Below are 21410 nucleotides of genomic sequence, written 5' to 3'. Positions count from 1 at the left end.
GCGCCGTCGGCTACATCTGGTCGGGCGTGTCGATGCCGAGAAGGCCCAGGCCCAGTTCCAGCGTCCGGGCGGTGATGTCGCACAGGACCAGCCGGCTCTGCTTGACATCGCCCTCGGAGCGCAGGACCGGGCACTTCTCGTAGAAGCTGGTGAAGGTGCTGGCCAGTCCGTAGAGGTAGTTGGCGAGCTTGTGGAACTCCAGGGTCTCGGCGACCTCGGAGATGAGGCTGTCGAACTGCAGGAGCTCCAGGGCCAGAGCGCGCTCGGCGGGCTCCGTGATGACCAGCTTGTCGACACCCGTCAGCGGCTGCTCGACGCCGGCCTTCCGGAAGATCGAGCAGATGCGAGCGCGCGCGTACTGCAGGTAGGGCGCGGTGTTGCCCTCGAACGACAGCATGCGGTCGTAGTCGAAGACGTAGTCCTTGAGGCGGTCCGTCGACAGGTCGGCGTACTTGACCGCCCCGATACCGACCGCCCTCGCGACGTCGGCCCGGGTCTTCTCGTCCAGCTGCGGGTTCTTCTCGGCGATGACCGCGGAGGCTCGTACGACCGCCTCCTCCAGGAGGTCCACGAGCTTGACGGAGACGCCGGCGCGGGTGCGCAGCATCTTGCCGTCCTCGCCGCAGATCGACCCGTGGCCGACGTGCTCGGCGCGGGCGGGCGGAACGAGCCAGCCCGCGTCCTTGGCCACGTCGTAGATCATCCCGAGGTGCTGGCGCTGCGGCAGGCCGACGACGTAGAGCAGACGGGTCGCCTTCAGGTTCCGCAGGCGGTGCCGGATCGTCGCCAGGTCGGTGGCGCCGTAGCCGAAGCCGCCGTCGCCCTTCTTGACGATGATGGGCAGCGGGTCACCGTTGCGGTTGGTGTAACCGTCGGGGAAGACGCACTGGGCGCCCTCGCTCTCACGGAGCAGGCCGAGCTCGTCGAGCTCGTCCACCACCGACTGGAGCTGGTCGTTGTAGTAGCTCTCACCGAAGAAGTCGTCCTCGGTGAGCCGTACGCCGAGCATGCCGTAGACGGTCAGGAAGTACTTCTTGGACTCCTCGACCAGGGTCCGCCAGAGGCGCAGCGTGACCTCGTCGCCGCTCTGGAGCAGAACGACGCGCTTGCGGGCGCGGTCCTTGAAGGTCTCGTCCGCGTCGAACTTCACGCGGGCGGCCCGGTAGAAGCCGTTCAGGTCGCCGACGGACAGCTCGCTGGCCGCCTCGCTCTCGCCGATGTCGAGAAGGTGCTCGACGAGCATTCCGAAGGGCGTGCCCCACTCACCGATGTGGTTCATCCGGATCACGGTGTTGCCCTGCCACTCCAGCAGGCGCACGGCCGCGTCACCGATGATCGTCGAACGGAGGTGTCCGACGTGCATCTCCTTCGCCGCGTTCGGCGCGGAGTAGTCGACGACGATCTTCTCGGAGTCCTTCGCCTGCGGCACGGCGAGCCGCTCGTCGCCGATGGTGTCGGCCAGGAGCCGGGCGAGGACCTCGTCGGAGAAGGTCAGGTTGATGAAGCCGGGGCCGGAGATCTCGACCGCCGAGCACAGGTCGTCGAGCTGCGCGGCCTCCACGACGCGGGCGGCGATCTCACGCGGGTTGCCACCGATCTTGCGCACGAGGGCGAGGGCGGCGTCGGACTGGAAGTGCGCGTGCTGGGATCGTCGGATGACCGGGTCGACAGGGGCGCCGGCTACGGCTTCGAACGCGGGGGCCAGCCGCTGATGCAGCAATTCTTCCAGATTCGCCATTCGAAGAATCTAACCGAGTCAAAAGAGGGGTGTCCAATCCCGGGAAGGGCCCCGGGCCCGCTCCGGCACCGGGTGCGAATCCGCACGTCACCGCAGGCGAGACCGCCGTCACACCGGCGGGGCGGGCACGGAAACCCTCCCCCGGGGCCGGCCCGCGGGGAATAATGATCCACATGCCGCTACATGCACATGCCACCCCTGGGCCGGCGGGGGCATGCGACCGGCCGCCACCGGGCGACGCCGGATACCCAGTGGGCCACAGCCGCCGATCGTGGGAGGAACCGAGTGAAGACCGTTGCCCTGCTCGTCAAGAACGGCATCGGGTTCGGCCATCTCAGACGGGCGGTGCTCATAGCCGAGGCCATCCGGGCCGAGGGACGGCTGAGGCCCGTCATCATCAGCCAGGCCAGCTCGCTGAGCCTCTTCCGCGACACCCCCGTCGAGGTCGTCAACTTCCCCCTGCTGCACCGGGTCTCGTCAGCCGTCGCCGAGGACAGCTACATCGCCGTCCTGGACCGGCTGCTCGACCGGCTCGACCCCGCCGTCGTCATCGAGGACACCGGGCGGCCGTTCCCTGACCCACGCCCTGAAGGCCCCTGTGGTCGGCCATTTCGGCACAGGTCGAGGCGGTATTCACCTGTGCCATCGCCGAGCGTTCGTCCCCGAGGTTCTGCGACGCGTGCGCCAGCAACAGGCAGCTGACGCCTGCGAGCAGGAACAGCTCTCGCGTCTGGCCCGGCTTCTGCCGCCCTTTCAGCAGCTCGAATGCCCGGTCCCGGTGGAACAGGAGGTCGTGGAAGAGCGGTAGGAGCGGCGCGTGGACGTAGTCCGTGGCGATGCGCGCGAGTTCACCGGCCAGTTGCTCGATCTCCCCCTGGGAGACGTTGCTCGACGTTATGTGTTCGGCGAAAAGCATCGACTGGGCCGCCGCCTGTGCCGCGAGACCGGGCAGACTCCCGCCCTGCCCGACCGCGGGCAGCGAATCGGGAACGGCGTCGACCGGCGGCTTCCGGGGCACCTCGGGACACAGGCCGACAGGCGCCGAAACGCCTTCCAGGAATTGGGCGATCCTACGGATGTTCGTAAGCCGGCGCGTCCCGCTCTCCAGCATGGAGAGAAAGCTCTGACTCAGGCCGGTGAGACCAGCCATGTCGTCCTGCCGCAAGCCCGCCCTGCGCCGGACGAGGCAGCTCACGGCACCGAAATCCCATTCCTGAAGGGCATGGAGAATTTCCGGATCGGACCACACATGGGCCGGAACGTGCGGAAAGGTTCCACGCGCGCACTTGGCGCACCGTTCGTCTTGGTTGTATTGACTTAACCGGCATCCGCAGCCCGCGCAGGAACGGACTGTATTCGACATGGTTCCCCCCACCGCATCCAATTGACGGAAGAGCGTAACGCCTGGACATTTGCGGCGGTATCACTTCCGTGATGGACGGTATCGGCGGGGCCTCCGCCGCGGACGTGCCGGTCAAGCCCGTCCGGCGGCCGTCACCGCAGTTCGTCCGGGCACGGTGTCCCCGGCGGGAGCTGGTACGGGGCGCCCAGGCGGTACGTGCCGGGGCGGGGGGCCAGGAGTTCCGTCCACTCGTCGCCCTCCTCGTCCTCGGCCACCTTGATCAGGCAGCCGTTCTCGTTGACGAAGGTCTTGGGGGTGCTCTCGTCCGTCCGCTGCTTGGACGCCTCGGTCTCCTGGGGGCGTTCCACGCCGTTGCCGTCCTCGTCCACGACGGCGAGCCAGCGCGAGTACGGGATGCGGATCAGGACCCGGCCCGCCTTCTTGACGTGGATCGTCAGCTCGCCCTCGCCCGCGCGCTCCACCGTGGCCGGCGGGTCGGCCAGCGGGACCGGGCTGTCCACCTCGAAGAGCCGCCAGTCCTTGTTGGACCAGATCAGCTTCAGGTAGGAGAGGCCCTTGCCGACGAGTTCGGCCTCCTTGCGGGCGCCGCTGTAGTCGGGGTCGCCCTGCGGCAGCACCACGTAGTGCACCGCCCAGCGGTCGAGCCACTGGCGGTAGTTGACGGGGTCCAGCGTGTCGTCGTAGAAGATCGGGTTCCGCTTCATGTCGGCCTGGCGGTTCCAGCCCCGGGCCAGGTTGACCGAGCGCGGGAGCGCGGACGCCTCGCGGTGGCTGCTCGGCGGGACGACCTCGACCCGGCCGCGTTCGGCGCCGACCTCCTGGAGCTGGTTGACCAGGGGGCCAGCGAGCGGGTCCAGGAGGCGGTGGGGGCGGTACGGACGATGTCGTCGACGCCCTTGAAGCCGATCCAGACGTTGAGCGAGACGAACGCGATGACCAGCGCGTACCAGCGTTGCGAGCGGGGCCGGGTGTACGGCAGCGCCGCCAGCAGGACGACGCCCGCGTACAGCATCGCCATCCGCGAGACGTTGGAGCCGATCTGCGAGTCCACGAAGTACGTCGCCAGCGTGCCGGTCCCGTACACGGCCGAGGCCACGCGGACCGTCTTCCAGTCGGTCGGTACGAGGAAGAAGACGAGCCACGAGAAGATGAACGGCCCGGACAGCGTCGCGACCGACATCGGCTGGGTGCCGGAGAACGGGAACAGCCAGGCGGACAGCGCGACCACCACGACCGGGGCGAGGCCCAGCGCGTACGCGCCGGGGCGCCGCTTGTTCAGGAACAGCGCGGCCGCGACGACGCCGAGGAAGAGCCCCGCCACCGGGCTGCCGGCCGTCGCGAGTCCGGCGAGCGGCGCGGCGACGGCCGCCTTCGCCCACCGCTTGTAGCGCCACCGGTACGGCCAGCAGAACACGGCGGCGGCCGCGCCGACCGCGAACATCATGCCGAGCCCGAAGGTCACCCGCCCCGACAGCGCGTTGCACAGGTACGCGAAGACGCCCGCCATCGAGCAGGCCAGCGGGTTACGGACGGCCTTGACCCGGTACAGGATCAGCGAGGTCAGCCCGGCCGAGACCGTGCCGGCGATCATCATCGTCGTCCGCACGCCGAGCAGGGACATCAGATACGGCGAGACCACGCTGTACGAGACGGGGTGCATGCCCCCGTACCAGGCGAGGTTGTACGCCGTGCCCGGGTGCCGGCCGACGAACTCGGCCCAGGCGTCCTGGGCCGCGATGTCGCCGCCGCTGTTGGCGAAGAAGAGGAACCACAGGATGTGGGCGACCGCGGCGACCGCCGTCGTCAGCAGGACCGGGTGGCGCAGGCACCGCTGCTTCAGACCGTCGAATCCGGTGGCGGGGGCGGATCCGCCCGGATCGCCTGCCGGCTCCGTGGTGCCGTCGGAAGCGGTGCCGTCCTTCGCCCGTGTCGGCTCGGCGGTGGTCACTGCACTCTCCCCGTCCCTTCCCGGACGCGTGGTGTCGGCCGGCACTCCTGCTCGGGTCTCATGGGCCGAAAGACGCGCTCCGGGGTCCGCGCGTTGCCCCCGGGACGCTAACACGCGGGGCGCTTCCGGCGCGGGGGCGGAGGGGGGCGCCCCGCGCGGGCGCCCCCCTCCGGGTGTCCTCAGCCGACGCGGGTCAGCTTGTCGCCGAACGACGGCTTCGCGAGGTCGCTCTGGAGGGCGACCGCGACCTTCACCTGGCTGCGGCCCTCGCCCACGGTGAGCGTGCCGACGTGCGTACCGGCGACCGCCTCGTGCGGAATGGTCCTGCCGTCGTCGGTCAGTTCGAGCTTGACCGTGAGGCCGGACCAGCCGACCGCCTTCACGTCCTTCGTCGCGACGACGGGGGTGGTGTGGCCCATGCCGTCGTCCACCTCACCGACGACGTCGCCCTTCTTGACGATCTTGGCGCCTTGCAGCAGGTCCAGCGTGGCGACCATCACCTTCTTGCTGACCCGGTTCACCTCGTCGATGATCGAGACGTCGTCGTACTGCCCCAGGATCGCGCCGACGACCAGCTGGTCGGTGCCGTCGATCATCTTGTGCGCCGCGAAGAGCAGGTTGCCGCCGGCCTTGGAGGTCGAGCCGGTCTTGATGCCGAGGGCGCCGTCGTACGGCACGAGGGTGTTGTAGTTGCGCCACTTGTGGCCCGACGGGTCCTTCCACTCCGGCAGCTTCGTGATGTCCATCAGCGCCGGGAACTCGACCAGCTTCTCGCCGAGCTTCACCAGGTCCTCGGCGGTGGAGACCGTGGAGGCGGTCAGCCCGGAGGGGTCGGTGTACGTGGTGTTCTTCATGCCCAGCTCGTCGGCGGTGGCGTTCATCTTCGCGACGAACGCCTTCTCCGAGCCCGCCTCCCAGCGGGCCAGCAGCCGGGCGATGTTGTTGGCGGAGGGGATCATGATCGCGGCCAGCGCGTCGCGCTCGGTGAGTATGTCGCCCTCCTTCACCGTGTTGAGCGTGGACTCGCCCTCGGTGTAGAGCTTGCCGTCCGCCTCGGCCTTGGCGTCGATCTTGATGTCCGGGCCGTTCTCGCCGCGCTTGAGCGGGTGGCTCTTGAGCACGAGGTACGCCGTCATCGCCTTGGCGACGCTCGCGATCGGCACGGGCTTCTGCTCGCCGAACGAGTCGACCTTGCCGAGGCCGGTGGCGGCCATGTAGCCCTGGCCCTGGTCGGGCCACGGCAGCTTCGGGGCGCCGCCCTCGAAGCCGTACGTCTCCTTCGCGGTCATCGTCAGCGACGGGTCCGGGAGCGGGCGCACCATCTGCGCGATCGCAAAGACGATGAGCAGGAGGATGACCAGCGGTGTCCAGATCTTGACCCTGCGCACCGCCGTGCGGACCGGGGTCTCCGGGGGCGGCGGGGTGTTCGTCAGCTCGGCGAGCAGGTCGAGCGGCGGCTTCGGCGGCATGGGCTGCTGCCGGGTCCGCTCGGCGCCGCTGAGGGCAGCGGGGGCGCCGGGTGCCGCCGCGGGGTTCTCGGGCGTGCGCGGGGCGGGCGGCCGGCGTACGTCGTCGGAGCGCAGCGGTACGAACTGGCTGGTCCGCTCGGCGAGCGACTCGCTCTCGGCGGCGACGGGCTGCCCGGACGGCGACCGCTTGATCTTCAGCGCGGTGGTCGGCTGATCGACCTTGGGCAGCCGGGGGCCTTGAAGACGGCGGTGGGCTGATCAACGGGCGCGGACGCGGGCGCCTTGGCGGCGGGCGGCTCCTCGTCGGCGGACGGCTTCTCGTCGGGGGCGGGCGCCTCGGCGGCGGGCGACTCCTCGTCCGGGGAGTTCTCGCCGGTGGTCGGCTTCTTCGCCTCGGCGGCGGGCGGCTCCTCGTCGGGGGCGGGCGCCTTGGCGGCGGGCGGCTCCTCGTCCGGGGCGGGCGCCTCGGCGGCGGGCGTGCTCCCCTTCGGGTCCTCGTCGCCGGTCTGCGCCTCGGCGGGCTCGGTGGTGGCCGATTCGTCGCTGTCGGTGGCCGGCTCGTCGTCGGCCGGTTCCTTCGCGTCGGCGACGGGAGCCTGCGGCTCGGCCTCCGGCCCCTCCTCGCGGGGAGCGGTTACGCGGGGCTCCTCCGGCGCCTCGGCCTCGTCCGCGGACTTGTCGCCGTCGTCGGCCGTCGAGACCCAGGCGGCCACGGCCGCCCGGAGACGCGCGTCGCCCTCCTCCGGCTCGGGCTCGCCGCCCTCCGCGTCCTCAGCGGTCTCGGGGGCGTCCGCCGCCGCTTCCGGCTCCTCAGCGGCCCCCAGAGCGCTCTCGGCGCCCCCCGGAGCCGTATCCGCGTCCCCGTCCCGGCCCTCCGCAGCGCTCGCCGCGCTCTCGGCGGCCTCCGGGGCCGTACGCGCGTCCCCGTCCCGGCCCTCCGCAGGGCTCTCGGCGCTCCGGGCGCCGGTGGCGCCGGTGGCGCCGGTGGGCGTCGGCTTCTCCGGGCCGGCCGCGCCGGACCCCGTAGCGGAATCCGCACCGGCCTCCGGGCCGGAACCCGGTTCGGGGTCACGGAAGACGCCGAGCCGCGGATCGCGCTCGTTGCGAGTCGTTCCCGACGACTGCTGCTGCTCCGACTTGTCGGGGGACTCGCCCGCCACCGATGCCTCCTCCATGCGGCGCGGGGAACCCCCGCGCTGTCCGAACCATCTACCAGTGTCCCGTGTGAACCCTCGGCCGGGCTGCTAGACGAGAACGACATACCTACTGGTTCCCGTACAAAGCCACCAGGCGCTCTCGACAGGAAGATGTGAGAGGGGTCACCCTGTCATTCATCCACGCGGGGAGGCATGGATGGGCAGGAGCCGCAGAACAATTCCGGAGGAGCTTCTGCTGCTCGCTCTGGACCCGACCACGGGTACCACAGCGCAGCCGCAGTCGCTCGACCTCGGCCTCGCCGGAGCCCAGCTAGTGGAGCTGGCCCTGGCAGGACGGATAGCCCCAGACGGGGATCGTATCGCCGTGGTGATGCCACGGCCGACAGGAGATCCGACCCTGGACTCCGCACTGGAACTGCTGCGCAGGCGCGGCAGTCCGGTCCGGGCGGTCCACTGGATCGGCGGACCCCGGCTGGGGCTCCGCCAGATTTACCTCGCTCATCTGGAGCGGTGCGGCATGGTGCATGCCGTCGAGGGCCAGATGTGCGGAGTGCTGCCGACGACTCGCTACCAGGCGACGGACACGGCGATCAGCCGGGACATCAGGGCCAGGCTGGACAGTGCGATCCGCACCGGCGTACCGCCGGACCCGCGGACCGCGGCGCTTGCCGCACTGGCCCACGCGGTCGGACTCGGCAAGCACCTGTACCCCGGGAACGAGGGGCGTTCATCGCGCTCCCGGCTCCGGGACCTGATCAGGCACGACCCGATGGGCGGCCTCGTGGCGCACGCCGTCATGGACGTCCAGAACGGGGCGGTCGCACAGCCGCGCCGCGCTCAGGCGGCCGGCGTTCCGTTGCAACCGCAAGTGCCGTCGCCCTCACGGCGCGGCAGCATGGCGCACACCGCGGCCCACTAGGACCGTAACGGCACCACGCACGTCAACAACCGAACACAGCCGCACCGTTGTCATCCAGACCCGGTTCGGGAGCCGCACCAGACGCGGGGCAGTCGATACCACCGACTGCCCCGCGCCGCTGTGTGTGGCCGTTTCCCAGCGCGGCCGGGCCCGAGGGTGGCAATCTGCTCAGCAGTAGATACGCACAGCTACATAGCCGGAGGTGCCGTTTCCGTGCCGTCCAACGTCAATCCCACCGTCAGGCGACGCCGGTTGGGTCAGGAATTGCGCCGACTGCGCGAAGTCAAGGGAATGACCGCCGAGGAGGTGGCGGAGCGGCTGCTGGTCTCGCAGTCGAAGATCAGCCGCCTGGAGAACGGCCGCCGTTCCATCAGCCAGCGCGATGTCCGCGACCTCTGCGGGGTGTACGAGGTCGAGGACCACCGGGTCGTCGAGTCGCTGATGCAGATGGCCAAGGACTCCCGCCAGCAGGGCTGGTGGCACGCGTTCGGGGACATCCCGTACAGCGTGTACATCGGCCTGGAGACCGACGCGGCGTCCCTGCGGGTCTACGAGCCCCAGGTCATCCCCGGCCTGCTCCAGACCCGGCAGTACGCCGAGGCGCTGATCACAGGCGCACTGCCGGAGGCGCCCCAGTCGGACATCGACAAGCGGGTGGGCGTGCGTTCGCGCCGCCAGGAGCGGATCACCGACCCGGACCATCCGCTGCGGATGTGGGCGGTCATCGACGAGTCCGCCCTGCGCCGGATGGTGGGCGGCAAGCAGGTGATGATCGAGCAGCTGGAACGCCTGGTGGAGCTCTCGCACCTGCCGCACGTCACCGTGCAGGTCCTGCCGTTCGAGGCCGGCGCCCATCCGGGGATCAGCGGTCAGTACGCCATCCTGGAGTTCCCGGACGCTGCGGATTCGAGCGTCGTCTACATCGAGGGTGTCACCAGCGACCTCTACCTGGAGAAGGCGAACGACCTCCAGCTGTACAGCGTCATGTACGAGCACCTGCGGGCGCAGGCGCTGAGCGTGGAGAAGAGCCGCGAGATCATCGCCCGCATCGCGAAGGAGTACACCCGACTGAGCGCGGAGTGAGAGGCGAACGACCCCACAACCACCGCACGTACTAACGGAAACGGGAAGCTCGCGAGAGCGGCGGCGGAAATGTACACCGTCGCCGCTCGCAGTGGAAGGTCAGCACCCGAGAAGCATCCGGTCGAGTGAATGCCCGCCTCGCAAGGCGGCGTTGCCGAGTAGCGTCCATCGAGCCGTCGAGAACACGACTGGCACCCCTCACACAACTCGCGAACCGGAGTGAACATGGCCATCCGTCAGGGCTCTACGGACAGCTGGACGAAGTCCTCGTACTCGGCGCAGAACGGCGCTTGCGTCGAAGTCAGGTCCCCGCTCACGCAGTCGATCGACGTGCGCGACTCCAAGGTGGCCGACGGCCCCTCGGTCACCTTCGCTTCCGGCGCCTGGAACACGTTCGTGCGCGACGTCACCGTGGCGGCCGCCGGGGCCTGACCGATGGCCCGCCCACCGCTCACCGCACCACCTGTCAGCGTCACAGCCCTCTCGACCGGCCCGCCGTCCTGGCCGAGAGGGCTTTCGCCTTTTCCGGGCCGGGTTCTTCGGGACTCTCCGGCAGTTCCCCTCCTCACTCGACCGCACGGGACCCGCATCCCGTGCGGTCTTCTTCGTGCTTCCCTGCGCTCACAGCCTGGCGAAGCGCCCGCTCATCGTGTGGCCGCCGTCACGTTCGCGACAACGCTTCCGTGAGTCAAGAACGAGTAAAATCGTTCCTCTTGCTGATCTGCGTTCACATCTATGACCGAAAGGGTCCTTGACCGGGGTACCGCGCAGGCGGTTCAATCCCCGAAGTCCCCGCTCCCGCACGGGGCGCCGCTGAGCGGCCGTACTGGCGAAGTGCGCACCCCGTTCACAAGGCGGACCCCGGGAGGGGACATATGAACAGTCTCGACTGGGTCGTGCTCATCGGCTACTTCGGCGTGATGATCGCGATCGGGCTCTGGTCCCACAAGCGTGTCGACAACGTCAGCGACTTCTTCACGGCGGGCGGCCGGATGCCCTGGTGGCTGTCCGGCATCTCGCACCACATGTCCGGGTACAGCGCCGTGATGTTCACGGGCTACGCCGGCATCGCGTACCAGTACGGCGTCACGTCCTTCGTGACCTGGTCGCTGCCGATCGCGATCGGCATCGGCATCGGCGCGAAGCTCTTCGCGCCCCGGCTCAACCGGCTGCGCTCGCGGCTGTACGTGGCGTCCCCGCTGGAATACCTCAAGAACCGCTACAACGTGCCGACCCAGCAGGCGCTGGCCTGGTCGGGGCTGCTGCTGAAGATCGTGGATGTCGGCGCCAAGTGGGCTGCCATCGCGACCCTGTTGTCCGTGTTCACCGGGATCACCCTCACCCAGGGCATCTTCATCACCGGCATCATCACGGCCGTCTACTGCACGGTCGGCGGTCTGTGGGCCGACGCGCTCACCGAACTGGGGCAGTTCGTCATCCAGTTGTTCGCCGGGCTCGCGATGCTCGTCACCGCGATGCACGAGCTGGACGGCTTCAGCACCCTGTGGACGGTCTGGGACAAGCTGCCCGAGGGCCACGCGGACCCGACGGCCGGTCCGTACACCGTGACGTTCCTGCTGGCGTACCTGTTCATCAAGACCTTCGAGTACAACGGCGGCATGTGGAACCAGGCCCAGCGCTACATGGCCACGGACTCCGCCGCATCCGCGACCCGTTCGGCGCGGCTCTCCGCCGTGCTGTGGCTGGTGTGGCCGACGGTCCTGTTCTTCCCGATGTGGTGCGCCCCGCTGCTGGTCCACGCCGAGAAGCCGGACGCCTCCGACAGCTACGCGCTGATGACCGAACAGCTGCTGCCGCACGGGCTGCTGGGCCTGGTCGTCGTCGGGTTCTTCTCGCACACGATGGCCATGTGCTCCTCCGACGCCAACGCGATCTCCGCCGTCTTCACCCGGGACATCGCCCCGGTCTTCTCCAAGGCCGCCCGCGAGTGGAGCAGCCGGGCCGGACTGCTGGCCGCGCGGCTGTCCACGCTGGGCTTCCTCGGGCTGTCCATGGCGCTGGCGACGCAGATCAACTCGCCGACGTTCAAGGACATCATCTCCGTCGTCATCAAGTGGGTCGCCGGGCTGATGGGCCCGATCGCGATCCCGTTCATGCTGGGGCTGCTGCGCAGCTTCCGCAGGTCGGGCCCGACCGCCGCGCTCGTCAGCTGGGCGGCGGGGCTGCTGGCGTTCTACTTCACCAACTACGACCTGGACGGCTCGGTGAAGGAGGGCGTGGCGCTCCAGTACCAGGTGGCGCTGCCGCTGGCGATCTCGCTGGTGCTGTACGTGGTGATCGGCTTCGTACGCCCGGAGGACACCCCGGAACGCGACGCGCTGATCGAGCGGATCAACACGGACGGCGACGGCCCGGCGGTGCCCGCCCAGGCCGGCCCGGACGAGGCGGCCGTGGTGGAGGGCGCGCCCACGGATCAGCGGGGGTAGCGGGCCAGCCAGCCCGGGGCCGCGGTCGCCGGGCTGTGCAGGGCGGGCCCCTGGGTCATCTCCATGGCGAAGTCGTCGGCGAGTTCGAGGAGGGTGGCCCGCCCCTCCAGCTCGGCCAGCCAGGCCGGGGGCAGCGCGGTCTCCCCGTGCATCGCGCCCAGCAGCGCCCCGCACAGCGCCCCGGTCGCGGCGGACGGCCCCCCGTGGTTCACCGCGAGCCGCAGCCCCTGCCGCACGTCCTCCCCGACGAGCGCGCAGTACACCGCGATCGCCAGCACCTCCTCCGCGGAGTCCGTGACACCCAGGGACTCGATGAGGGCGGGCCCCGGGATGCCCTGGCGCACGGCACCAAGGGCCCGGCGCAGCGCCTCGGTGACCGGTTCGTGGCCGGGGCGGTCCGCGAGCAGACCGAGCGCGTGCTGCACGGAGCCGTCCAGGGTCCCGCCGCGCGCAAGGCCGTGCACGACGACCGCGAAGGCGCCGGCGGAGAGCAGCGCGGTGGGGTGCCCGTGGGTGTGCGCGGCGCACTCGACGGCGAGCTGGAACACCAGCTGCGGCTCCCAGCCGACGAGCAGCCCGAAGGGGGCGGACCGGGTGAGCGCGGCGGCGTCGTGCGCGGCGGGATGCTTGGGCCGGTCCAGGGTGCCCATGATGTCGTCGCCGAGCCCGTTCAGGCATTCCCGGGTGGGGGCGCGGCGGTCGTAGAGCCATTCCTGCGCGGCGAGCCAGCCGTTGTCCTCGCGGCGCTCGTCGGGCCCCCAGTCGTGCTGGGTGGCGGCCCAGCGGAGGTGGGCGCGGTGGACGTCGGTGGGCGGGTGCCAGGCGCCGGTGTCGCGGCGGACCTGGGCGCGGATCAGCCCGTCGACGGTGAACAGGGTGAGCTGGGTGGCGGCGGTGACCGTGCCGCGCGCGCCGTGGGCGGGGACGAAGTCGGTGACGGCGTCGGGGCCGTGGGCGGCGCGGATCTCCTCCAGGGTGAGGGCGGTGACGCCGGCGCCGAGCGCGTCGCCGATGGCGCCGCCGAGGAGTGTGCCGCGTACCCGGCTGCGGAAGTCCTGCTGCTCGGCCCGCCCCAGACGGCCAGGATCCCTGTACCCACCGCGCCACTCCCGTATGCCGTGTCTTCGTTCCCCTGTGCGACTGTGCGGTAACTGCGCAGCACTGTAATCGAACGGATGCGGGGGCCACGGAGTCGGAACGATGTGTACGGCTCCGAGGCGCGTCGAATTCCGTTGCGGCGCGCGGGGCCGGGGGCGATGATCGCCCGATGCCCTCACCCCTCCCCACGCACATCCCGACGGCCGCGCGGGCATCGACGCCGCGCTCGTGGAGCGGCTGATCGCCGCGCAGTTCCCGCAGTGGAGCGGCCTGCCCGTGGTCCCGGTCGAGGTCGACGGCTGGGACAACCGCACGTACCGCCTGGGCGACGCGATGACGGTCCGGCTGCCCACCGCCGCCGGCTACGTCCCCGCCGTGGAGAAGGAGCACGTCTGGCTGCCCCGTCTGGCGCCCTCGCTGCCGGTCCCGGTCCCTCCGGTCCTCGCCCTGGGCGCGCCCGGCGAGGGCTATCCCTTCCCCTGGTCGGTCCGGCGCTGGCTCCCCGGCGAGACGGCGGCGCGCGGGCACATCGCGGACCTCCCCGGCTTCGCGGAATCGGTGGCCGAGTTCCTCCGCGCCCTCCAGCGCTGCGACCCGGCGGGCGGCCCGGCGGCGGGCGAGCACAGCTGGTACCGGGGCACCCCGCCCGCGTACTACGACGCGCAGACCCGGCGCTGCCTGACCCTCCTGGCGGACCGCGTCGACACGGACCGGGCGCGGGCGGTCTGGGAGGCGGCCCTCGCCGCCGAGTGGCACGGGGACCCGGTGTGGTTCCACGGCGACATCGCCTCCGGCAACCTCCTGGTCCGGGACGGCGAACTGGCCGCGGTGATCGACTTCGGCACCTCGGGCGTGGGCGACCCGGCCTGCGACCTGGTCATCGCCTGGACCATGTTCGACGGCGACAGCCGCGAGGCGTTCCGGGCCGCCGTCGCCCAGGACCCCGGGACCTGGGCGAGGGCCCGGGGCTGGGCGCTGTGGAAGGCGCTGCTGAATCTGGTGCTGGACACCGACGCGGACCCGGTCCGGGCAGCGGAGGAGCTGCGGGTGGTCGACGCTGTGGTGGGGGAGCACGAGGCGTTCGCCTGAGCCGCGACCGCCCTATCCGAGGGGCCGGACGGCCAGCGTCTCCGCGTGGGCACCGTGCTCGCCCATCACGTAGCAGCTGAGCCGGTCGAAGATCCAGGTGCGGGGCACGGCGACGCTCCGGGGTCCGGTCCGGGCGAGGGCGGTCGCCGTCTCCTCGTCGGTCCGGCCCAGGGTGAGATGCGGGGCATACGCCTCACCGGTGTAGCGGTATCCGTAACGGGCGTGACTCGCGCGTTCCGCTTCCGTGAAGTGCGACAGGTCCCGCACGGCGTCGAAGGCCGTTCGGTCCAGGTGGGGTCCGACGAGGCCGATCACGGTTTCCTGGAGTTTCCCGAGGAGGGCCGGCCGCTCGACCGACATGAACAGCCAGCCGGTGGGCTGGTGGACGAGCCCTGCCGACCCGAGGGATATCGCGGCCGGCAGGCTCAGCGAGGCGGCTGTGCGCTCCAGAAGCGGGCCGGGCTCCAGTCCGTCGTCCAGCGGGCCCTGGAACACGGTCAGATGGGGCAGGTTCCCGTCCTCGCCGAGTACGGGCCGAAGCGGCTCACCCGATGCGCCCAGATCCTGTTGCAGCTGGATGGCCGTACGCGTGTGCTCCGGGCACGGGAGCAGGGCGATGCCGAGACGTCTGGTCATGAACCCATCCTCTCTGGACGGCCCGGCGGTCGGGCCGTGCCGGTCAGTCCCCCAGCACCGGCAGCAGCTCCGGCAGGTGCCCGTCCGAAGCGTCCGCCGCCGCCACCCGTTCCGCCGGGACCTCTCCGTACAGCGTCGTGCGCGGCTTCGCCGGGCGGCCGGCGAGTTCCGCGATGGCCTCCAGGTCGCGGACCGAGCGGTAGGAGCCGTAACTCGACCCGGCCATGCGGGAGATGGTCTCCTCCATCAGCGTGCCGCCGAGGTCGTTCGCGCCGGAGCGGAGCATCTCGGCGGCGCCCTCCGTGCCGAGCTTGACCCAGCTGGTCTGGATGTTGGTGATGTGGGGGTGCAGGAGGAGGCGGGCCATCGCGGTGACGGCCCTGTTGTCGCGGTCGGTCGGGCCGGGGCGGGCGATCCCCGCGAGGTAGACCGGCGCGTTGGTGTGGATGAACGGCAGGGTCACGAACTCCGTGAAGCCGCCGGTCTCCTGCTGGAGCGCGGCCAGGGTGCGCAGGTGGCCCAGCCAGTGGCGGGGCTGGTCGACATGGCCGTACATCATGGTCGAGGAGGAGCGCAGGCCCACCTCGTGGGCGGTCCTGATGACCTCCAGCCAGGTCGCCGTGGGCAGCTTGCCCTTGGTGAGGACCCAGCGGACCTCGTCGTCCAGGATCTCGGCCGCCGTGCCCGGGATCGAGCCGAGCCCGGCCTCCTTCGCGGCGGTCAGCCAGTCACGGATCGACATGCCGGTGCGGGTGGCCCCGTTGACGACCTCCATCGGTGAGAACGCGTGGACGTGGATGCCGGGCACCCGCTCCTTCACCGCCCGCGCGATGTCGAAGTACGCCGTGCCGGGCAGGTCCGGGTGGATGCCGCCCTGCATGCAGACCTCGACCGCGCCCACGTCCCACGCCTGCGCGGCCCGGTCCGCGACCTGGTCCAGCGAGAGGGTGTACGCGTCGGCGTCGGTGCGGCGCTGGGCGAAGGCGCAGAAGCGGCAGCCGGTGTAGCAGACGTTGGTGAAGTTGATGTTCCGCGTGACGATGTACGTGACGTCGTCGCCCACCACGTCCCGGCGCAGCGCGTCCGCGATCCGGCACAGCTCGTCCAGCGCCGGGCCGTCCGCGTGCAGCAGCGTGAGCGCCTGGTCGTCGGTGAGCTTCGTCGGGTCGTCCGCCGCCTGGCTCAGCGCCGCGCGCACGTCCCCGTCGATCCGGGAGGGCACCATCCCGGGGGCCGCCGCCTCGCGCAGCGCCTCCCAGTCCCCGTAGACGACGTCGAAGTCGTCGCGGCGGTCGCCGGTGCGGCCCTCCGTGTCGATGGTGCGGTGCAGGTCGGTGCGGCCGGAGGCGTTGAACCCCTCGTCCGGCTCCTGCCACGGCAGCCCCTCGGGGATCGCGCCCTCGCGGGCGAGGCCGGTCTCCGGGTCGGCCAGCACCCGTACGTGCGGGAGCAGGCGCGGGTCCAGCCAGGGTTCGCCGCGCTGAATGAACTCCGGGTAGATCGTGAGGCGTTCGCGGAGTGTGAAGCCCGACTCGGCCGTCCGGGCGGCGAGTTCGTCGATGTGCGGCCACGGGCGCTCGGGGTTCACATGGTCGGGGGTGAGCGGCGACACCCCGCCCCAGTCGTCGATGCCCGCGCCGATGAGCAGCGCGTACTCCGCGTCCACCAGGTTCGGCGGGGCCTGGATGCGGGCGGACGGGCCGAGGATGTGCCGGGCGACGGCGATCGCGGCGGCCAGCTCCTCCAGCTCCGCGTCCGGCATCCCGCGCATCGCGGTGTCCGGCTTGGCCCGGAAGTTCTGGACGATGACCTCCTGGATGCCGTGGTAGGCCCGGGCGGTCCGGCGCAGCTCGAAGAGGGAGTCCGCGCGCTCCTCGTACGACTCGCCGATGCCGATCAGGATGCCCGTGGTGAAGGGCACGTTGGACCGGCCCGCGTCCTCAAGGACCCGCAGCCGCACGGCCGGTTCCTTGTCCGGGGAGCCGTAATGCGGGCCGCCGGGCTCGGACCACAGGCGGGTCGCGGTCGTCTCCAGCATCATGCCCATGGAGGGCGCGACCGGCTTCAGCCGCTGGAGGTCCGTCCAGCTCATGACCCCCGGGTTGAGGTGCGGCAGCAACCCCGTCTCCTCCAGGACGCGGATCGCCATGGCGCGTACGTACGCGAGGGTGTCGTCGTACCCCTCCGCCTCCAGCCACTCCCGCGCCTCGGGCCAGCGGTCCTCCGGCCGGTCCCCGAGCGTGAACAGGGCCTCCTTGCAGCCCATCGCCGCCCCCTCGCGGGCGACGGCCAGCACCTCGTCGGGCGACAGGAACATGCCGTGCCCGGCCCGGCGGAGCTTGCCGGGGACGGTGACGAACGTGCAGTAGTGGCACTTGTCGCGGCAGAGCCGGGTCAGCGGGATGAAGACCTTGCGGGAGTACGTGATGACCCCCGGCCGCCCCGCCGCCTCCAGGCCCGCGTCCCGCACCCGGGCGGCGGAGGCCGCGAGATCCGTCAGGTCCTCGCCGCGCGCCTGGAGCAGCACGGCGGCCTCCGCCCGGTCGAGTGCGACTCCGTCACGCGCGCGCTTGAGCGCGCGCCGCATCGAGTTGGTGGTGGGGTGTCCGCTCTGGGGATCGGTCATGCCCCGAGCATACGAGCGGGTGGCCGGCGGCCGGACTACGCGTAGTACTCCAGGATCAGCGGCAGGTCCTGGGTCCATTGCCGCAGGCGGGAGCGGTTGCGGGCGGCCAGCGTCCAGGTGTGGACGGCTCCCGCGCGCAGCCGGACGGTGACCAGGAGGAGCTTGGGCCCGTGCACCACGTATTCGATCCGGCCGATCTCGGCCCAGCTGAATTGCAGCTCAAGGCCGTTGCCCGCCTGGAACTCGACCCCCAGCGCGTCGATCACCAGCGAGCTGTCGGTGCCCACCCCGACGAACCCGATGTCGGTGACCGGTTCGGCGGGCGCCTGCTGCCAGGGGCCTGCGGCCGGCCCTTGCGCGTACGGGTTGTTGGGGATCGCGGCGGCGGGCGGGTAGGGCGAGGGGGTGTACGGGGACGGGCCGTAGGGGGACGCGGGCATCGGCGGGTACGGGGAGGGGGCCGCGGAGTTCGGCGGGTACGCGGGGGGTGCGGGCGGCTGCGGGTGCCGCGGCGACGGGGTCGCGTCGGCCGGGGGCTTGCTGAGGCTCGGCGGGGGCGCGTCCGCCGGGTGGCCGGGCTGCCGCGGCGGCACGTACGCCGCACCCGTCGGCGCGAACAGGTCCAGCAGCGCCTCCGGCGCGGGCCGCTCGCCCGGCTCCTTCGCCAGGCAGGCCGCCACCACGCCCCGTACCCCCTCCGGCACCGCGCCCAGGTCCGGCGCCTCGTGCACCGAGCGGTACATCATCCCCATCGGCGTCCCCGCCCCGAACGCGCTGCCGCCCGCCGCCGCGACGAGCACGGCGCCCAGGGCGAACACATCGGCGGGGGCGCCGACTTCGAGGCCCTGGGCCTGCTCGGGAGCGAGGAACCCGGGCGTGCCGAAGGCCATCCCGGTCGCGGTGAGCCGGGTCGATTCCAGAGCCCGCGCGATGCCGAAGTCCAGGACGCGCGGCCCGTCCGCCGCCATGATGATGTTGCCCGGCTTCAGGTCGCGGTGGACCAGCCCGCAGCGGTGGATCGCGGCCAGCGCCTCCGCGAGCGCGGCGCCCAGCTGCCGCAGCCGCGCCTCGTCCATCGGGCCCTCGGCCTCCACGAGGGCGGAGAGCGTGGGCCCGGGGATGTAGGCCGTCGCCAGCCAGGGCGCGGGCGCGTCGGGGTCCGCGTCGACCACCGGTGCCGTGTGGAAACCGCCGACGCTCCGGGCGGCCTCGACCTCGGCCCGGAACCGCTCGCGGAAGTGCGGATCGGCGGCCAGTTCGGAACGGGCCACCTTCACGGCGACCGCGCGCCCGCCCCGGGACCGCGCCAGATAGACGACGCCCATGCCGCCCGCGCCGAGCTGCCGTTCCACGGCGTATCCGCCGACCTTCTCGGGCAGGTCCGCCCCGTCCGTTCCGTACGCCATGTGCTCGGCGCTCCCCCCGGTGATCCGGCGGCCCAGTATGCCGTGTGCCTGCCAATACGCGGCACGGCGGACGGAAAGGGGGCCGAGGGGGGTGCCGGGAGGGATGCACCGGCCGGCCGGGAAAGGACTGCCACCTCCGGCCACTCTCAACGTATAGCGCAAGGGGGCCTTGCCGCAAGGCCCCCTCGTCCCGCACAATCGCTGATCCGAGCCAGCCACCTGCGGCATTTGGGAGTTCTGCGTAGTGCCCGAACCGATGCACACCACTGTCACCACGAGCGCCTTCGCGCTGACCGGCGACCGCGCCGAGGCCAAGGCGGACCCCGCCCTGATCGCCGGGGACGAGCGCCACTTCGCGGCCATCGCGCGCTGCCTGGAGGAGACCGTCGCCGAACTGACCGCCGCCCTCGACACCGCCCGCCGCGCCCCGGGCGGCCTGGGCCGGCAGGGGCTGGACCGGGACGCCGAGATCCACCGGCTGACCGCCCGGCTGCGCACGCTGCGCCGCTTCGGCCTGGACCTGTGCCTCGGCCACATGGCCGGAGCGGACGGCTCCGAGCCAGTGTACGTGGGACGGCTCGGCCTCACCGACAGCGAGGGCCGCCGACTGCTGACGGACTGGCGCTCCCCGGCCGCCGAGCCGTTCTTCGGGGCGACGCACGGCAATCCGATGGGCCTGGCGAGCCGCCGCCGCTACCGGTGGTCGGGCGGCCGGGTCAGCGACTACTGGGACGAGGTGTTCGCCCCGGACGCCTTCGCCGGGCACGCCGCGCTGGACGACCAGTCGGCGTTCATCGCGAGCCTGGGCACCAACCGGTCGGCCCGGATGCGGGACGTGCTGGGCACGATCCAGGCGGACCAGGACGCGATCGTCCGCGCCGGTTCGCGCGGCGCGCTGGTCGTGGACGGCGGCCCGGGCACCGGCAAGACGGTCGTGGCCCTGCACCGGGCCGCGTACCTGCTGTACGCGGACCCGCGCCTCGGGCAGCGGCGCGGCGGCGTCCTCTTCGTCGGCCCGCACCAGCCGTACCTGGGGTACGTCGCCGATGTGCTGCCGAGCCTCGGTGAGGACGGGGTGCGTACGTGCACCCTGCGCGACCTCGTCCCGGAGGGCGCGGCGGCCGTGCCGGAGGCCGATCCGGAGGTGGCCCAGCTGAAGGCGTCGGCGGAGCTGGTGCGGGCGGTCGAGGCCGCCGCCGCGTTCTACGAGGAGCCGCCCGCCCAGGGCCTGACCGTGACGACGCCCTGGGCGGACGTCCGGCTCACCGCCGCCGAGTGGGCCGTGGCCTTCGAGTCGGCGCCGGGCGTCCCGCACAACGAGGCGCGCGACGCGGTCCTGGAGGAGGTCCTGACGATCCTGGCCGAGAAGCACGCGGACCGGCAGGACGAGGAGGTCCCGGACCACCTGGTCCGCCAGGCGCTCCTGCGCGACCGCGAGCTGATGGCGGCCTTCGACCGGGCGTGGCCCCTGCTGGACGCGGCGGACCTGGTCGGCGACCTCTGGTCCGTCCCGGCCTATCTGCGGACGTGCGCGCCCTGGCTCACCCGGGACGAGGTGGCCGCGCTCCAGCGTTCCGAGCCCCAGGCGTGGACGGTCTCCGACCTGCCGGTCCTGGACGCGGCCCGGCAGCGGCTCGGTGACCCGGACGCGGCCCGCCGCCGACGCCGCAACGAGGCGACGGCCGCCGCCGAGCGAGCGCGCCGGGCGGAGGCGATCGACAGCCTCCTGGAGAACGCGGAGATCGACGAGAGCCAGGGCGCGGTGGGGATGCTGCGCGGCCGGGACCTCCAGGACACGCTGCTCGACCCGGACGCCCTGTCCACCGCCGAACCGGACGAGCTGGCGGGCCCGTTCGCCCATGTGGTGGTGGACGAGGCGCAGGAACTGAGCGACGCGGAGTGGCAGATGCTGATCCAGCGGTGTCCGTCGCGCAGCTTCACGATCGTCGGGGACCGCGCGCAGGCGAGGCGCGGCTTCACGGAGTCGTGGCGGGAGCGGCTGGAGCGGGTCGGCCTCGACCGGATCAGCCTCTCGGCGCTGACCGTCAACTACCGCACGCCGGAGGAGATCATGACGGCGGCGGAGCCGGTGATCCGGGCCGCCCTGCCGAGCGCCAACGTCCCGGTGTCCATCAGGAGCAGCGGCATCCCGGTCGCGCACGGCCCGCTCACGGACCTCCCGACGGTCCTCGACACCTGGCTGACGACGCACCCCGAGGGCACGGCGTGCGTCATCGGCGCCCCGTCGACCTTCCGCCCACCGTCACCGCGGGTCCGCGCCCTGACCCCTTCGCTGTCCAAGGGCCTGGAGTTCGACCTCGTGGTCCTGGTCGATCCGGAGTCCTTCGGGTCGGGGGTCGCCGGGGCGGTGGACCGGTACGTGGCGATGACCCGGGCCACGCGGGAGCTGGTGGTGCTGTCGGGGGCGTAG

11 protein-coding genes and 3 pseudogenes are annotated in these 21410 nt (G+C 71.8%); 6 read left to right on the top strand and 8 right to left on the bottom strand.

The window, feature by feature from the left end; translation table 11 throughout:
- Positions 1 to 10 precede the first annotated feature (10 nt).
- The 4 genes and pseudogenes from argS to NEH16_RS33925 all read right to left on the bottom strand — a co-directional run bounded on the left by argS (position 11) and on the right by NEH16_RS33925 (position 7693).
- The gene (gene argS, locus NEH16_RS18290; RefSeq protein ID WP_265543696.1) at positions 11 to 1738 is read right to left on the bottom strand and encodes an arginine--tRNA ligase; all 1728 of its coding nucleotides are present in this window, start codon (positions 1736 to 1738) and stop codon (positions 11 to 13) included.
- 547 nt (positions 1739 to 2285) lie between these two features.
- Complete coding sequence (locus NEH16_RS18285) at positions 2286 to 3101, bottom strand: helix-turn-helix domain-containing protein (RefSeq protein ID WP_265543694.1); 816 nt, start codon at positions 3099 to 3101, stop codon at positions 2286 to 2288.
- 131 nt (positions 3102 to 3232) lie between these two features.
- Positions 3233 to 5049: pseudogene (locus NEH16_RS18280) on the bottom strand (MFS transporter).
- A gap of 179 nt (positions 5050 to 5228) precedes the next feature.
- A pseudogene (locus NEH16_RS33925) lies at positions 5229 to 7693 on the bottom strand (serine hydrolase).
- A 178-nt stretch (positions 7694 to 7871) separates the two neighbouring features.
- Here NEH16_RS33925 and NEH16_RS18270 point away from each other — a divergent pair.
- From NEH16_RS18270 to NEH16_RS18255, 4 genes are all read left to right on the top strand, one after another.
- Positions 7872 to 8594 carry a GOLPH3/VPS74 family protein gene (locus NEH16_RS18270; RefSeq protein ID WP_073968696.1) on the top strand — a complete coding sequence of 241 codons (723 nt, stop codon included), beginning with the start codon at positions 7872 to 7874 and terminating at the stop codon, positions 8592 to 8594.
- A gap of 213 nt (positions 8595 to 8807) precedes the next feature.
- Positions 8808 to 9677, top strand: a complete 870-nt coding sequence (locus NEH16_RS18265; RefSeq protein WP_073968697.1) for a helix-turn-helix domain-containing protein — start codon at positions 8808 to 8810, stop codon at positions 9675 to 9677.
- 225 nt (positions 9678 to 9902) lie between these two features.
- The gene (locus tag NEH16_RS18260) at positions 9903 to 10109 is read left to right on the top strand and encodes a DUF397 domain-containing protein (protein ID WP_073968698.1); all 207 of its coding nucleotides are present in this window, start codon (positions 9903 to 9905) and stop codon (positions 10107 to 10109) included.
- Between the two features lie 443 nt (positions 10110 to 10552).
- Positions 10553 to 12124 carry a sodium:solute symporter family protein gene (locus tag NEH16_RS18255; protein ID WP_265543690.1) on the top strand — a complete coding sequence of 524 codons (1572 nt, stop codon included), beginning with the start codon at positions 10553 to 10555 and terminating at the stop codon, positions 12122 to 12124.
- Here the strand turns inward: NEH16_RS18255 and NEH16_RS18250 are convergent.
- Positions 12112 to 13223 (bottom strand): annotated as a pseudogene (locus NEH16_RS18250) (ADP-ribosylglycohydrolase family protein). The gene NEH16_RS18255 and the pseudogene NEH16_RS18250 overlap by 13 nt on opposite strands.
- Before the next feature lie 227 nt (positions 13224 to 13450).
- Between NEH16_RS18250 and NEH16_RS18245 the strand changes: the two are divergent.
- Positions 13451 to 14311, top strand: a complete 861-nt coding sequence (locus tag NEH16_RS18245) for an aminoglycoside phosphotransferase family protein (RefSeq protein ID WP_265543688.1) — start codon at positions 13451 to 13453, stop codon at positions 14309 to 14311.
- A 12-nt stretch (positions 14312 to 14323) separates the two neighbouring features.
- Here NEH16_RS18245 and NEH16_RS18240 read toward each other — a convergent pair whose 3' ends face one another.
- Genes NEH16_RS18240 through NEH16_RS18230 form a run of 3 tightly spaced genes read right to left on the bottom strand, consistent with a single transcriptional unit; the run spans position 14324 to position 18979 of the window.
- Positions 14324 to 14947 carry a hypothetical protein gene (locus NEH16_RS18240; protein WP_265543686.1) on the bottom strand — a complete coding sequence of 208 codons (624 nt, stop codon included), beginning with the start codon at positions 14945 to 14947 and terminating at the stop codon, positions 14324 to 14326.
- Positions 14948 to 14990: 43 nt separating this feature from the next.
- Complete coding sequence (locus NEH16_RS18235; protein WP_265543684.1) at positions 14991 to 17573, bottom strand: bifunctional FO biosynthesis protein CofGH; 2583 nt, start codon at positions 17571 to 17573, stop codon at positions 14991 to 14993.
- A gap of 35 nt (positions 17574 to 17608) precedes the next feature.
- A complete protein-coding gene (locus tag NEH16_RS18230) occupies positions 17609 to 18979 on the bottom strand; it encodes a serine/threonine-protein kinase (RefSeq protein WP_265543682.1) in 1371 nt (456 codons plus the stop codon).
- A gap of 256 nt (positions 18980 to 19235) precedes the next feature.
- Between NEH16_RS18230 and helR the strand changes: the two genes are divergently transcribed.
- A complete protein-coding gene (helR, locus tag NEH16_RS18225; RefSeq protein ID WP_265543680.1) occupies positions 19236 to 21410 on the top strand; it encodes an RNA polymerase recycling motor ATPase HelR in 2175 nt (724 codons plus the stop codon).

Origin of the sequence: Streptomyces drozdowiczii, from assembly GCF_026167665.1 — a bacterium.
Taxonomy (GTDB): Bacteria; Actinomycetota; Actinomycetes; order Streptomycetales; family Streptomycetaceae; genus Streptomyces; species Streptomyces drozdowiczii_A.
This window is presented reverse-complemented; position numbering and strand designations above follow the sequence as displayed.

Coding starts and splice junctions, on each gene's coding strand:
- helR (WP_265543680.1), top strand. CDS start 19,236: ATGCACACCACTGTCACCACGAGCGCCTTCGCGCTGACCGGCGACCGC.
- NEH16_RS18255 (WP_265543690.1), top strand. CDS start 10,553: ATGAACAGTCTCGACTGGGTCGTGCTCATCGGCTACTTCGGCGTGATG.
- NEH16_RS18240 (WP_265543686.1), bottom strand. CDS start 14,947: ATGACCAGACGTCTCGGCATCGCCCTGCTCCCGTGCCCGGAGCACACG.
- NEH16_RS18260 (WP_073968698.1), top strand. CDS start 9,903: ATGGCCATCCGTCAGGGCTCTACGGACAGCTGGACGAAGTCCTCGTAC.
- NEH16_RS18230 (WP_265543682.1), bottom strand. CDS start 18,979: ATGGCGTACGGAACGGACGGGGCGGACCTGCCCGAGAAGGTCGGCGGA.
- NEH16_RS18235 (WP_265543684.1), bottom strand. CDS start 17,573: ATGACCGATCCCCAGAGCGGACACCCCACCACCAACTCGATGCGGCGC.
- NEH16_RS18285 (WP_265543694.1), bottom strand. CDS start 3,101: ATGTCGAATACAGTCCGTTCCTGCGCGGGCTGCGGATGCCGGTTAAGT.
- NEH16_RS18270 (WP_073968696.1), top strand. CDS start 7,872: ATGGGCAGGAGCCGCAGAACAATTCCGGAGGAGCTTCTGCTGCTCGCT.
- argS (WP_265543696.1), bottom strand. CDS start 1,738: ATGGCGAATCTGGAAGAATTGCTGCATCAGCGGCTGGCCCCCGCGTTC.